The organism is Dongia sp. (assembly GCF_041905885.1).
GTDB lineage: Bacteria > Pseudomonadota > Alphaproteobacteria > Dongiales > Dongiaceae > Dongia.
The window spans coordinates 115,950-128,391 of sequence record NZ_JAYRKD010000010.1; the positions used below are offsets into that span (position 1 = coordinate 115,950).

The 12,442-nt window shown below is 67.2% G+C and carries 10 protein-coding genes; 5 read left to right on the forward strand and 5 right to left on the reverse strand.

Going from position 1 to position 12,442, the window contains the following annotated elements:
• Nucleotides 1-74: 74 nt before the first annotated feature.
• On the forward strand, nucleotides 75-830 hold the full coding sequence (locus ACH2CY_RS12660) for a hypothetical protein (protein ID WP_395019531.1): 756 nt from the start codon (nucleotides 75-77) through the stop codon (nucleotides 828-830).
• Here the strand turns inward: ACH2CY_RS12660 and ACH2CY_RS12665 are convergent.
• On the reverse strand, nucleotides 827-2,050 hold the full coding sequence (locus ACH2CY_RS12665) for an argininosuccinate synthase (protein WP_395019532.1): 1,224 nt from the start codon (nucleotides 2,048-2,050) through the stop codon (nucleotides 827-829). The genes ACH2CY_RS12660 and ACH2CY_RS12665 overlap by 4 nt on opposite strands.
• 169 nt (nucleotides 2,051-2,219) lie before the next feature.
• Here ACH2CY_RS12665 and ACH2CY_RS12670 point away from each other — a divergent pair, with 169 nt between their 5' ends.
• On the forward strand, nucleotides 2,220-3,125 hold the full coding sequence (locus tag ACH2CY_RS12670) for an ArsR/SmtB family transcription factor (protein WP_395019534.1): 906 nt from the start codon (nucleotides 2,220-2,222) through the stop codon (nucleotides 3,123-3,125).
• On the opposite strand, the gene ACH2CY_RS12675 is transcribed toward ACH2CY_RS12670, so the two are convergent.
• Nucleotides 3,122-4,180: a tetratricopeptide repeat protein gene (locus ACH2CY_RS12675; RefSeq protein ID WP_395019536.1), complete on the reverse strand. Its 1,059-nt coding sequence runs from the start codon at nucleotides 4,178-4,180 to the stop codon at nucleotides 3,122-3,124. The genes ACH2CY_RS12670 and ACH2CY_RS12675 overlap by 4 nt on opposite strands.
• A 416-nt stretch (nucleotides 4,181-4,596) precedes the next feature.
• Between ACH2CY_RS12675 and ACH2CY_RS12680 the strand changes: the two genes are divergently transcribed.
• Nucleotides 4,597-6,279 carry a methyl-accepting chemotaxis protein gene (locus ACH2CY_RS12680; RefSeq protein ID WP_395019538.1) on the forward strand — a complete coding sequence of 561 codons (1,683 nt, stop codon included), beginning with the start codon at nucleotides 4,597-4,599 and terminating at the stop codon, nucleotides 6,277-6,279.
• Here the strand turns inward: ACH2CY_RS12680 and ACH2CY_RS12685 are convergent.
• Complete coding sequence (locus ACH2CY_RS12685; protein ID WP_395019540.1) at nucleotides 6,276-7,589, reverse strand: NAD(P)/FAD-dependent oxidoreductase; 1,314 nt, start codon at nucleotides 7,587-7,589, stop codon at nucleotides 6,276-6,278. The two genes, ACH2CY_RS12680 and ACH2CY_RS12685, sit on opposite strands and share 4 nt — an antisense overlap.
• Nucleotides 7,590-7,734: 145 nt before the next feature.
• Here ACH2CY_RS12685 and ACH2CY_RS12690 point away from each other — a divergent pair, with 145 nt between their 5' ends.
• A complete protein-coding gene (locus ACH2CY_RS12690; protein ID WP_395019542.1) occupies nucleotides 7,735-9,339 on the forward strand; it encodes a peptidoglycan-binding protein in 1,605 nt (534 codons plus the stop codon).
• On the opposite strand, the gene ACH2CY_RS12695 is transcribed toward ACH2CY_RS12690, so the two are convergent.
• The gene (locus tag ACH2CY_RS12695) at nucleotides 9,336-10,406 is read right to left on the reverse strand and encodes an aldo/keto reductase (RefSeq protein WP_395019544.1); all 1,071 of its coding nucleotides are present in this window, start codon (nucleotides 10,404-10,406) and stop codon (nucleotides 9,336-9,338) included. The two genes, ACH2CY_RS12690 and ACH2CY_RS12695, sit on opposite strands and share 4 nt — an antisense overlap.
• A 169-nt stretch (nucleotides 10,407-10,575) precedes the next feature.
• The gene (locus ACH2CY_RS12700) at nucleotides 10,576-11,208 is read right to left on the reverse strand and encodes a TetR/AcrR family transcriptional regulator (RefSeq protein ID WP_395019546.1); all 633 of its coding nucleotides are present in this window, start codon (nucleotides 11,206-11,208) and stop codon (nucleotides 10,576-10,578) included.
• A 259-nt stretch (nucleotides 11,209-11,467) separates the two neighbouring features.
• On the opposite strand from ACH2CY_RS12700, the gene ACH2CY_RS12705 reads away from it, so the two are divergent.
• Nucleotides 11,468-12,433, forward strand: a complete 966-nt coding sequence (locus ACH2CY_RS12705; protein WP_395019548.1) for a homocysteine S-methyltransferase family protein — start codon at nucleotides 11,468-11,470, stop codon at nucleotides 12,431-12,433.
• Nucleotides 12,434-12,442: the final 9 nt, after the last annotated feature.

Genomic DNA, 12,442 nt, shown 5'->3' on the forward strand with positions numbered 1-12,442 from the left:
TTGGACCGGTTCACCCGCGCCCATGCTGCAAAGCGACCTTCCCAGCGCCATAGATCCGCCCCAGAGAAGCAGCAGTGTTGAAGCCGCGCGGAGCCTGCGCGCAAGGGGGAGTGGCGATGGGAAGAGTGTTGCCTTGGTTGGTGCCGGTCTGCCTGGCGCCTTCGCTTTCCGGCTGTGTGTTCTATTACATGATCGGCGTCGCCCTGATGCCGCAGCCCCGCATCGTCTCGATCGACGTCGCCTGGTCCAAAGATGAGGCCGCCTGCCGCGCCGCGTTCGAAGGCGAGCCGGGCGAACTGGAGTTCGTCGGCCTGGAGACTTCGCATCGCACGAAAGCCAGTGGCCTGAGCTTTGCCGAGCGTGAGAACGGGGTCTGGCTTTTACCGACCGACGACCCGTCTTTCGAGATCCTGGATGGGTTCGGTCGTGCCGTCTTCGACTTCGACAACGACGGGGCGCTTGACCTGGCCTACATCCGGGACGACGCCATCTTCGTGGCGCCGGCGACCCGCGCCATGCGCGATGCCTTCGAGTCGGGCCGCAAGCCGGAAGCGACGCTGATCGGGTTGGGATTCCGGGTACTGCATCGCTTCACCCTGGACGCCGCGGAAGCGGTCGCGATCCAGCGGGTGAACGACGTCACCTATCTGCTCGCGACGCGGCCCGACGGCCAACGGCCCCAGCCGAATGCGCCGAGATACCAGCCGCTGATTCCCACGCATGAGCCGGATTTCTTCGGCCGCCGGGAGATGGATCTCTACCGGATCGGGGCCGTCGGCACGGCCCGCAAGGTCTGCACCTTCCAGGTCGTGCGCGGCTTCCCGGCCTAACCCCGGTCGCGCTTCAGCAGCCGCAGCCTGAGCGCGTTCAGCTTGATGAATCCCGCCGCGTCGCGCTGGTCGTAGGCGCCGGCATCGTCCTCGAAGGTGACGTGCTTCAGGCTGTAGAGGCTCTTCTCGGACTTGCGGCCGATCACCGTGGCGTTGCCCTTGTAGAGCTTCACCCGCACGGTGCCTTCAACATACTCCTGGCTCTTGTCGATCAGGGCCTGCAGCATCTCGCGCTCCGGCGCGAACCAGAAGCCGTTGTAGATCAGCTCCGCATAGCGCGGCATGATCTCGTCCTTCAGATGCGCGGCACCCCGATCGAGGGTGATCGATTCGATGCCGCGATGCGCCGCGTGCAGGATGGTGCCGCCCGGGGTCTCGTAGACGCCGCGCGACTTCATGCCGACGAAGCGATTCTCCACCAGGTCGAGCCGGCCGATACCGTTGGCCTTGCCCAGCGCATTGAGCTTGGTGAGCAGCGTCGCCGGCGACAGCGTCTCGCCGTCGATCGAAACCGCGTCGCCCTTCTTGAATCCGATCTCGATCACCGTCGCCTTGTCGGGTGCGGCTTCCGGCGAGATGGTGCGCTGGTAGACCATCTCCTCCGGCTCGATCCAGGGATCCTCCAGCACTTTGCCTTCGCTGGAGGAATGCAGCAGGTTGGCATCGACCGAGAACGGGGCTTCGCCGCGCTTGTCCTTGGCGACCTGGATCTGGTGCGCCTCGGCATATTCGATCAGCTTGGTGCGCGAGGTCAGGTCCCATTCGCGCCAGGGTGCGATGACCTTGATGTCCGGGTTCAGCGCATAGCAGGAGAGCTCGAAGCGGACCTGGTCGTTGCCCTTGCCGGTGGCGCCATGCGCCACCGCGTCCGCGCCGGTCTTCTTGGCGATGTCGATCAAGTGCTTGGAGATCAGCGGCCGGGCGATCGAGGTGCCGAGCAGATATTGCCCCTCATAGAGCGCGTTGGCGCGGAACATCGGGAAGACGAAGTCGCGGCAGAACTCCTCGCGCACGTCGACGATATGGATCTCCTTGATCCCGGCCCGCTCGGCCTTCTGGCGCGCCGGTTCCAGCTCTTCGCCCTGGCCGAGATCGGCGGTGAAGGTCACCACCTCGCATCGGTAGGTCTCCTGCAGCCATTTCAGGATGACGCTGGTGTCGAGCCCGCCGGAATAGGCGAGCACGACCTTCTTGATGTCCCGGTGCGGGGCGCTGGCCATGGGAAATTCGCTCTGCTGGTTTTGAGGAGGTCGGAAAAGCGCGGCGAAACTAGGGGATCGCCCCGAGCGAGACAAGATGGCGAGCGGCCGCGCCCGAAACAGGACGGTGGCGATGGCCATAATTATATAGTAATCTAATATTAGATAATAATTTATCTTTTTGTGGCCGATGCCCCCGCGTCTCATCGTCAGCCCGCGCTTCGAACTGTTCCTGGCCTTGGCGGCGCTGCTGGGCGCCGACCGGGGCGAGGCGCCTTGGCTCAGCCAGGCCCGGCGCAAGCTCGACCCGACCACCCGCCGCCGCATGGGCGATCTGGCGCTGGCCCCGGCCTTCTGGCTGGCGCTGGCGGCGGTGCCGGGCACGGCGGCCTTGGACGGCGATACCGATGCGCTGATCGCCGCGGTCGCCGGCCTGCCCGCGGCGGATTTCGCCCGCCGCTGCCGCGACGCCCTGCCGGCCGGCGTGGCCGATCCGGCGCTCGCGCGCCTCACCGCGCGGCTCGTCGAGGATTCGGCGGGACTGCAGCAGGCCGCCGTCGACGCGCTGCGCCGGTTCGACCGCCTGGCCTTCGCCGCCTTGTGGCGCCGCGCGGCGCCCGATCTCGAAGAAGCGGCCCGCAACGCCGTCGCACCGGCGGTTGAAGGAAAGGAGACCGTCGTCTTCCCCAGCCTCTTCGGCGCGCACCGCTTCGAGCTCGGCAAGCTCACCCTGCTGACACTTCCGCCGGAGCGGTTGCTGGCGCCAAGGCCCCCCGCGCCCGCGCTCGCGGCGCCGGATCCTGAGGCGGTGTTCCGCGCGCTCGGCGATGCGACGCGCTATGCGATCGCGCGCCTGATCGCCCGCGAGCCGCTAACCGGCGCCGAACTCGCGCGGCGCCTCGGCGTCTCAGGCCCGACCTTGACGCATCATCTGAAAGAACTGCGCCACGCCCGGCTGGTGACCGAGCTGCGGCGCGGCAACAGCATCGAGCTCAGCCTCGACCGCGACGCCATCGCGGCGCTGTCCGCCGCCGCGCTGGAGAACCTGTTCGCCGCGGCGGCCCCGATTGCGATCCGGCGCTCGCGGCGCCGCTAGTCCTGCTTCTTCGCGAGCTTATTCAACTCCAGCCCGGCATCGATCGCTTCGAGGCTGCCGATGCCGGCCTTGGCAGCGACCGCCGCCTCGAAATGCTGGCGCGCGGCCTTGGTGTCGTCCTGCAGCAGCGCCCATTGCCCCAGGTAATAGCGGGTCTCGGCGGCGAGGCTGGCATTGGTCGCGGCCTTGCCGGCCTTCGCGGCGGCGAGGAGATCGGCCTCGCTCATCTTGCCCCGGTAGAAGGCGACCACCGGCATCGGCCATTGCTCGTCGGGGAAGTTCTTGGCCGCGGCCGCCAGCGGCGCCGCATCCTTCTGCCCCAGCCGCGCGCGGGTGATGTAGAGCCGCAGGGCGGCATAGGGGTTGTCGTTGCGCGCCTGCATCAGCGCCGCGAAATCCTCGGCCGCCGCGGCGTTGTCGCCTTTCAGCATCTCGGCGCGGCCGCGGTTGTAGAGCGCGTCCAGCGCCGCCGGGTCGGCCTTCAGCAGCTGGTTGAGATCGCTGATCGCATCCTCGTTCCGCTGCAGCGCGATCAGCAGCCCCGCGCGCTGCAGCCTCGAGATGCCGTCATCCGGCCGCTGCTTCAGCACGCCGCTGAGGTCCTTCACCGCGGATTCGATCTTGCCCTGGTTCACGTAGATCAGCGCCCGGTAGAACAAGGTGTCGGGATCGTTGGGCGCCCGCTCCAGCACCTGCGCGAAGTCGTTCAGCGCATAACGGGTCTGCCCCAGCAGCGCATAGGCGGCGCCGCGGTTGTAGAGTGCGTCGGTGGCGCCCGGGTCGATCTTCAGCGCCGCGGAGAAATCCTGGATTGCTGCCTTGATCTCGTTGCGCTGCGCCTGCGCCTTGCCGCGGAACACATAGGCGGCGCCGAGCGCCTTGCCCCGCAAGCTGCCGCCGGTGATGAGTTGCGTGCAGGCGACCGCCCGCGCCTCCGGATCGTCGCCCGTGGCGCAAGGCTGCATCGCCTCGACCGTGGGGTCGGGCGCGCTCGGCGGAGCCGTGGTCTCGGCCGCCGCTGCGCCGGCCGCAACGACCAGCCAGCAGACCAGCAAGAAAACACGCCAATGGGGTCGCGGCACGAGGCACCTTCTGGGCTGGGGTCCGGCTTCAATAGCATGCGGCCCCTGGAACGGCAGCCGGATCGGCCTCTCAACATTGCATGAAGCCGCGGCGAAATCATCTCTAGGAGCACCGAGGCGGGCAAGGGCTTCGTGGTCGTGGCGTCGGAGGTGAAGACGCTGTCGAGGGGCAGAGTTGGAAGGGCGTCTCGGCGAAGGTCGAGCGCCCTTCTTCTTTGCCCAGGGACGCTACTCCTCAACTTGCGCGGGCGGCCCGCGCCTGATTGAGGCCGTTCGCCCCGGTTCCGGTCAGGGGAATCCGGCCACAGCATCGGCATCAATGCATTCTTAAGTGTTCAAGGATCATTCTTCCGATCGATATATCGTACCGCGATCTTGGGAGAGAGACGATGCTCAAGCATACCCGGATCATCCAGCGCCTCGGCGCGCTGCTGCTCATCAACATCGCGCTGATGATCGCCCTCGGCAGCATCGGCTATCTCGGCATGTCGTCGATCCGAGAGGGGCTACGCACCGTCTACGAAGACCGCACCGTTGCCTTGGGCCAGGTGAAGGTCATCGTCACCAACTACTACGAAGTTCGGCTGGCCGTCCTGGCGGCACTCGGGGCCAAGGATCAGGCGGCTGTCGCCGAGAAGAGTGCCGCGGTGGACACGCGAAAAGGCGAAGCGGCACAGACTTGGACGGCGTACATGTCTACACACCTCACCGACGAGGAAGCCCAGCTTGCGAAGGCGACCGCCGGCGATATCGCCGCCTACGACGCCGCGTCGAGCAAGGTGCTCGAGCGCCTGATGGCAGGCGACCAGCCGGGGGCACAGGCCGTGGCGACAAGCGAGGGCGGCCCCGCCTTCAAGGCGCTCGCCGAAAACCTCAACCAGCTCGCAGCCCTGCAGGCGCGCGTCGCGGGCGAAGAATACGAAAAGGCCAAGGCCTCGTTCCAGGCCAACCTCATCATGCTGGCGCTGATCGTCATCGCCGCGGCGATAGCCGGCGCGGTCCTGGCCTGGGTGGTGGCCCGCTCGATCACCCTGCCGCTGAACGGCGTCATCGCCGTGATGAACGCCTTGACCGCGGGCAACCTCCAGGTCGAGGTCGCCGGCCAGGATCGGCGCGACGAGGCCGGCAGCGTCGCCAAGGCCGTCGGCGTCTTCAAGCAGGGCCTGGTCGAGGCCGAACGGCTCCGGGCCGAGCAACAGGCGGAGCAGGAACGCCAGATCGCGCGCGGCCGCAGGATGGAAGACGCGGTCACCGCGTTCGACCGGGTGATCAGCGACATCGTCAACGGCGTGACCTCCGCGGCCACCCAGCTGCAATCCACCGCCCAGTCGATGTCGGCCACGGCGGAGCAGACGGCACGCCAATCGACGGCGGTGGCGGCGGCCTCCGAGGAGACCACGCAGAACGTGCAGACCGTGGCCTCGGCGACGGAAGAGCTCTCGGCCTCGATCGGCGAAATCACCAGTCAGGTCTCGGAATCGACCAAGATCGTGGGGGAGGCCGTCGAACAGGCCACCGACACCAATGCCAAGGTGAAAAGCCTGGCGGAAGCGGCGCAGAAGATCGGCGATGTGGTGCGCCTCATCAACGACATCGCCGGCCAGACCAACCTACTGGCGCTGAACGCCACGATCGAAGCCGCCCGCGCCGGTGAAGCCGGGAAGGGTTTCGCGGTGGTCGCCTCCGAGGTGAAGACCCTGGCGACTCAGACCGCGCGGGCCACGGACGAAATCGCCGGCCAGGTCCGCGCGATCCAGGACGCGACCGCCAGTTCCGCGGAGGCGATCGAGAGCATTTCCAGGACCGTGGGCCGCGTCAGCGAAATCTCCACCGCGATCGCCTCCGCGGTCGAGGAGCAGGGTGCCGCGACCCAGGAGATTTCCCGCAACGTCCAGCAAGCGGCCCAGGGCACCCAGGAAGTATCTTCGAATATCTCCGGCGTCACCCAGGCCGCACAGCAGACCGGCAGCGCCGCCGGCGAAGTGCTGACCGCTGCCGGCGAACTCGGTCGGAACGGCGTCCTGTTGAAGACCAAGGTGGACGAGTTCCTGCGGACGGTGCGCGCCGCCTAGGACGCCTTGCGGTCCTTCCAGTCGAAGTAGCGCATCGCCAAGGGCAGGAACCAGGGATCGCCCGAGTAGAAGGGCAAAGTCGGGAAGGGCGTCTCGGCGAAAGCCGAGCGCCCTTCTGCCTTGCCCTCGATCATGGCGGCGAGCTTGGCGCCGAAATGCGTCCCCATCGGGATCCCGGCGAAATTGTAGCCGAGCCCGTACCAGACATGATCGCGCCCGCCGATATGCGGCATCATGTCGAACGTCCCGGCGCAATAGCCGGTCCAGGCATGGCTGAGCTTCACCGTGCTGAGCTGCGGGAAGACCCGCCGCAGGATGCCGTGCAGGAATGCGGCGATCTCCGTCGCGTCGCCGCGCGGGACCCCGGTGCCGCCGCCGAACAGCAGGCGCCGGGAATCCGGCGCCGGCCGGAAGAAATCGATGTTGGTGTTGGAATCGATCATGGTGCGCAGGTTCGGGATCGCGTCCCGGAGCTGTGCCTCGCTGAGCTCCTCCGTCGCCGCCATATAGGCCTGGAACGGGATCACCCGTTTCGCAAGCCAGCTCAGGCCCCGCGGCGTGTAGCCGTTGGTGGCGATGATCGCGTCCCTGGCCACGACGGTGCCGCGATCGGTGACGAGATGGACCCCGTCCGGCTCCGGCGTCACGGCTGTGACGGCGGTCCCGTCGCTGATCACGGCGCCGGCGGCCTTCGCCCGCTCGGTCAGGCCCTGGTGATAGAGCCCGGAATGGATCGCCGCGAGGTCGGGAATGATTGCGCCGCCGTGATAGAGGTCGCTGCCGAACTCGCGCCGTTGCTCGGCGCGCGGGACCATCTCAAAGGGATAGCCGAGATGCCCGCGCATCGGTTCGAGGTCGATGGCCAGCGCGTCGTAGTGCTTGGTGCTGGTGGCGGCGATGAACCTTCCGTGTCGCGTGAAATGGCAGTCGATCCGCTCGCGCTCGATCAGCTCGATGACGCCGGTGAAGGCATCGCCCAATTCGCGGTACATGGCGATGCCCTGGGCCTCGCCGTGCTTCTTCATCAGGGTGGTGAGCGAATGCTTCAGCACCCGCCCCAGATAGCCGGCATTGCGCCGTGCCGCCCCCGAACCCGCGGCATCCTGGTCCAGCACCAGCACGCTGCGCCCGGCCCGGGCCAGTTCCAGCGCCGCCCGCATGCCGGTGAAGCCGCTGCCCACCACGGCCACGTCGACTCGCGGCGGCAGCGACGTTGCCGGCTGCAGGACCGGTCGCGCCGCGTCCCACCAATAAGGCTCAAACTTGATGGATGGCAGCGCGATGCCGTCCATCGGCGGAGTTCCCTTCACGATTTTCGCTTTCCCTTGCCCGCGCGTGATGAACCGCGACGCTAGTTGAAACATTCCCGCTGCGCCAGCCGCCGATGCCAGGACCCTTGGGCCAGAAGTCCGCTTGGCGGGAGATTGCACTCAAGCCTATTGTTGAATGATGCGGATGATTCGCGTCGCCTTCCTTTTGTTCGCCTGCACGGCCTTGCCCATGGTGGGACCCGTGGCGGCCCAGGATGCTGCACCGGAGGCCAAGGCGATCGGCGAGATCCTCGCGGTCGGCGCGCCGCCGCTCATCGATATCGACGCCGCGCTCGGCGCCGAGGCGGTCGCCGCCTTGCGCAACACCTATACCCTGCGCGGCAACCGGCCGATCTGGTTCGTGACCGCCGCGGCGCCCGCCGCCCGGGCCCTGATCGACCGGCTCACCCAGTCCGATCTGACCATCGGCAACAACCTGCAGCCGCTGCTCGACGCGGCCCGCGCCCGGACCTATGAGAGCGGCGTTGACTCCCGCGCCGCTGCCGACCTGCTGCTGAGCGCGCTCTACAGCGCCACGGCCCGCGCCCTGCGTCCGAAGGATGCGCCCGCCGGTTTCGCGGCCGCTCTTGATGCGCTCTCGGCCTCCACCGACCCGATCGCATTGCTGAGCGAGCCTGAGCCGGTCGCGCCCGCGCCGGTCGCAGAAGCCCCGAAGGTCGAGACGCCGCCGGCGGTGGAAGCGCCCAAGGTCGAAACGCCGCCCCCTGCACCGCCGCCGCCGGAATCGCCGGAGCAGGCGCGCATTAAGGCGGCGCTGGCGTCCCTGCAGGATTGGCCGGTGATCCCGGACGGGCCGAAGCTCGCGCTCGGCGATGCCGGCCCGCGGGTCGAGGCCTTGGGCAAGCATCTGATCGCTTCCGGCGATCTCAAGGCCGAGACCGCGGGCGCTGAGTTCGACCTGCCGCTGAAATCCGCGCTGGAGAATTTCCAGCGGCGGCACGGCTTGCCGCCGGACGGCGTCATGGGCGCCGGCACGCTGGCCGCCCTCAATGTCCCGGCCAAGGACCGTGCGGCCAGCCTGGAGCGCAACATCGCCCGCAGCCAGGCGCGCCAATGGGGCGAGCGCTATCTGGTCGTCAACCTCGCCGCCGCGCGCTACCGGCTGGTCGACAAGGGCAGCACCATCGTCGAAGGCCCGGCGATCCTCGGCGCCGTGGCGACACCGACGCCGGTGCTGGATGCCGCGATCGACCGGGTCGAACTGCGTCCCTCCTACCGCATCCCGCAGAGCGTCGCCGATCGCCAGCTCTGGCCGCGCCAGGAAGAGGACGCGCTCTATTTCATCAACCACGGCATCCGCGTGACCGATGACGGCTTGCGCCAGGTACCGGGGGCCGGCAACCCGCTGGGGTTGGCCAAGCTGCTCATCGCCGGCAACAACCGCATCGCCTTGCACGGCGCACCCGGCGGCGAGCAGAACCAGGCCGCCTTCGATGCCCCTGAACGCCATGCCAATCTCGGCTGCGTGGCGCTGCCGAACATCGCCGCCCTGGTGAAGGCTTTGCTCGCCGCGGATCCCGCCTGGACCGAAGGCCGCATCGACGGCGCGCTGGCGGTCGGCGGCACCCAGGTCGTGGCGCTGGCCCAGCCGGTCCCGGTGCATTTCGTCTACGACACCGCCTGGATCGACGCCGACGGCACGCTGCAATTCCGCGACGACATCTACGGCTGGGACAAGGAAATGCCCGGCGCCGAAGTGAACACCGTCCCAGAACCCTGCGGCAGCTAACCCATCCGGCTTCCGCCGGTCAGGAACGGCTTCAGCAGCGCCAGATCCGCGGCGCTCAAGCGATCGGATGCCGTGCTCGCCTGGTGCCAGTAGGGATAGATCAGCACCGGCTTGCTCACGTCGTCGAGCTTCTTGCGCTCCTCGTCGGTGAGCTTCAGGTCGCCCGCCGGCAAATTCGCCTTCAACTGCTCCTCGTTGCGCGCGCCGATCACCGCAGCGGTGACGCCAGGCCGGCCCAGCGACCAGGCCAGCGCGATGGCCGACGCCGACTGCTTCTTGGCTTCGGCGATCTCGACCAGCACCTCGATGATGTCGTAGAGCTGCTCCTCGTTGTTGATCGGCGGTTCGCCCCAGCCATTCAGATGCCGGCCTTCCGGCATCGGCTTGCCGCGGCGGTATTTGCCGGACAGCAGGCCGCCGGCCAGCGGGCTCCAGATCAGGATGCCGAGCCCCTGGTCGACTGAGATCGGCACCAGCTCGTATTCGGCTTCGCGCGCCTGCAGCGAGTAGTAGATCTGCTGGCCGACGAAGCGCGCCTGATGTCGCGCGTCCGACACCGCCAGGGCCTTCATGATGTGCCAGCCGGACCAGTTGGAAACGCCGATGTAGCGCACCTTGCCGGAGCGCTGCAGCGCGTCCAGCGCGTCGATCGTCTCCTCGAGCGGCGTCTCGCCGTCCCATTGATGCATCTGGTAGAGATCGATGGTCTCGCGCCTGAGGCGCTTCAGACTCTCCTCGCAGGACTTGATGATGTGATGCCGCGAGAGACCGCGGTCGTTCGGTCCCTTGCCCATCGGGAAGCGCACCTTGGTTGCGACCAGCAGATCCTTGCGCGCGCCATCCAGCGCCTCGCCGACCACCTCTTCCGAAACACCCGACGAATAGGCATTGGAGGTGTCGATCATGTTGCCGCCCGCATCGCGGTAGAGGTCGATCTGACGTCGTGCCCCGGCCACATCGACCTTGCCGGCCTTGTTGAAGAATTCACCCACCGAGCCGAAGTTCGCGCTGCCGAGAATGAGGGTCGAGACCTTCAAACCAGACCGTCCGAGCAAGCGGTATTCCATGGCGTTTCCTTCCAGTCATGCATGCAGGTTCGGCCGAGGAGAACCGGCCGTTTGGATATTGCATGCAGTGTAAGCACAGCCGGCGGCGCGCGCCAAGCGTGCGATGGAACTCCCTCCCCCGTCTTCGGGGGAGGGCGGGGTGGGGGTGCCACAAGCTCGATGCGGAAAACTAATTCGGCAGAAATACCGCGCGGACGAAGTCGCGGTAGAGGCGGATCTGCTGCGGCAGGATCGCGGGATCTTGCATCATCCGGCCGAGCACCAGCCCGCCCTCGACCAGGGTCGAGGCCATGTCGGCGAGGCCGTCGAGGTCGACCGGCAACTTCGGCGGATAGCGTTCGGCGATCAACTCGAACCGCGCCTTGAAGCGGTCGCGCCAGGCCAGCACGCCCTGCCGGTTGAGCTCATGGACCTCGCGGTTGAACAACTGGTCCTGATAGGTGAAGGACGCGGCGAGGCAGCCGGGATGTGCCTCCTTCAACTGGCCCAGCATCTCGGCCAGCAACTGCAGGCCGACCAGGAAGCCGTGCAGCGGATCCTCGTTGAGCGCGTCGCCGCGCCCGAACACGTCGTCCAGGATGGCGCGGTCATGGGCGAGATGCCGCTCCAGCATCGCCTTGGCGAGCCCGGTCTTGTCGCCGAAGTGGTAGAAGAACCCGCTCTTGGTGATGCCGACCGCGGCGATCAGCTCCTCGATCGAGGTCGCGGCGAAGCCCTTGGCCAGCACCGCGCGCTCGGCCGCTTCCAGCAGCAATTCGCGGGTCTCGCTGCCCTTGCGGGCCAATGCCGTCCTGCCCTGCATGTCCGCCCCCATTTCTGAAGCGCGCCTCGAAAGCCCGGCGAAATTACTGTACCGTTGGTGCAGCAATCTGTGACAGAGACCACAGATTGCAGGGTCAGGTCTCTGACCATTGCTCATTAAGCCATTCGTAAAGCTCAATTTTCCGAAAGTCAGGCAGCTGTACCGCGCGCTTTCTGGAGGAAAGTGTGGCATTGGGCGAATTTCCCGCCGTCGGCGGGCTGAACCGCCGCTCGCGAATCCCCCGAATGAAAGGCCGCCCATGTCCTCCCAGACTTCCGCCAAATACCGCCAGCGCCTGCCCCAGCTGGGCACGAAGCAGTTCCTGACCGATGCCGGCCTCGAGACCGTGCTGGTCTTCCTCGACGGCATCGACCTGCCTTGCTTCGCCTCCTTCCCGCTGCACAACAGCCAGGAAGGCGCGAAGCGCCTCAGCGACTACTACGCCGGCTTCGCCAGGCTCGCCGTCGAGAACGGCGCCGGCCTGATTCTGGAAAGCGCCACCTGGCGCGCCAATGCCGACTGGGCGGCGAAGCTCGGCTTCGATGCCAACGCTTTAGCAGCCGTCAACCGCCGCGCCATCGAGCTCATGGCGGAAGTCCGCCGCGCCCATGAAACCGCGCAGAGCCCGATGCCGATCAGCGGCAATATCGGTCCGCGCGGCGACGGCTACGATCCCGGCAAGCTGATGACGGCGCAGGAGGCCGAGGATTATCACGGCGTCCAGATCCGCGTCTTCGCCGAGACCGAAGCCGACTATGTCTCCGCCTTCACCATGACCAACACGCCGGAGGCGATCGGCATCGTCAAGGCCGCCAAGGCCGCGAAGATCCCGGTGGTGATCTCCTTCACGGTCGAGACCGACGGCAACCTGCCGACCGGCCAGTCCTTGAAGGACGCCATCGCCGAGGTCGAAGCGGCGACCGGTAACTACGCCGCCTATTACATGGTCAACTGCGCCCATCCGACGCATTTCGACAGTGTGCTCGACAAGGACGCGGCCTGGGTGAAGCGCATCCGCGGCATCCGCGCCAATGCCTCCTGTCGCAGCCATGCCGAGCTCGACGCGGCGACCGATCTCGACGCCGGCAATCCGGCCGAGCTCGGCCGGCAGTATGCGGATCTCTTGAAACACTACCCGCACTTCACCGTGCTCGGCGGCTGCTGCGGCACCGACTTCCGCCATGTCGAGGCGATCTCGGCGAACTGCTGCGCCAAAACCGCCTGACGAAAGTCG

Bases quoted from the DNA above. Each gene is read 5' to 3' on its own strand.
- ACH2CY_RS12680 (WP_395019538.1), top strand. From the start codon at position 4,597: ATGCTCAAGCATACCCGGATCATCCAGCGCCTCGGCGCGCTGCTGCTC.
- ACH2CY_RS12700 (WP_395019546.1), bottom strand. From the start codon at position 11,208: ATGCAGGGCAGGACGGCATTGGCCCGCAAGGGCAGCGAGACCCGCGAA.
- ACH2CY_RS12705 (WP_395019548.1), top strand. From the start codon at position 11,468: ATGTCCTCCCAGACTTCCGCCAAATACCGCCAGCGCCTGCCCCAGCTG.
- ACH2CY_RS12670 (WP_395019534.1), top strand. From the start codon at position 2,220: ATGCCCCCGCGTCTCATCGTCAGCCCGCGCTTCGAACTGTTCCTGGCC.
- ACH2CY_RS12665 (WP_395019532.1), bottom strand. From the start codon at position 2,050: ATGGCCAGCGCCCCGCACCGGGACATCAAGAAGGTCGTGCTCGCCTAT.
- ACH2CY_RS12690 (WP_395019542.1), top strand. From the start codon at position 7,735: ATGATTCGCGTCGCCTTCCTTTTGTTCGCCTGCACGGCCTTGCCCATG.
- ACH2CY_RS12695 (WP_395019544.1), bottom strand. From the start codon at position 10,406: ATGGAATACCGCTTGCTCGGACGGTCTGGTTTGAAGGTCTCGACCCTC.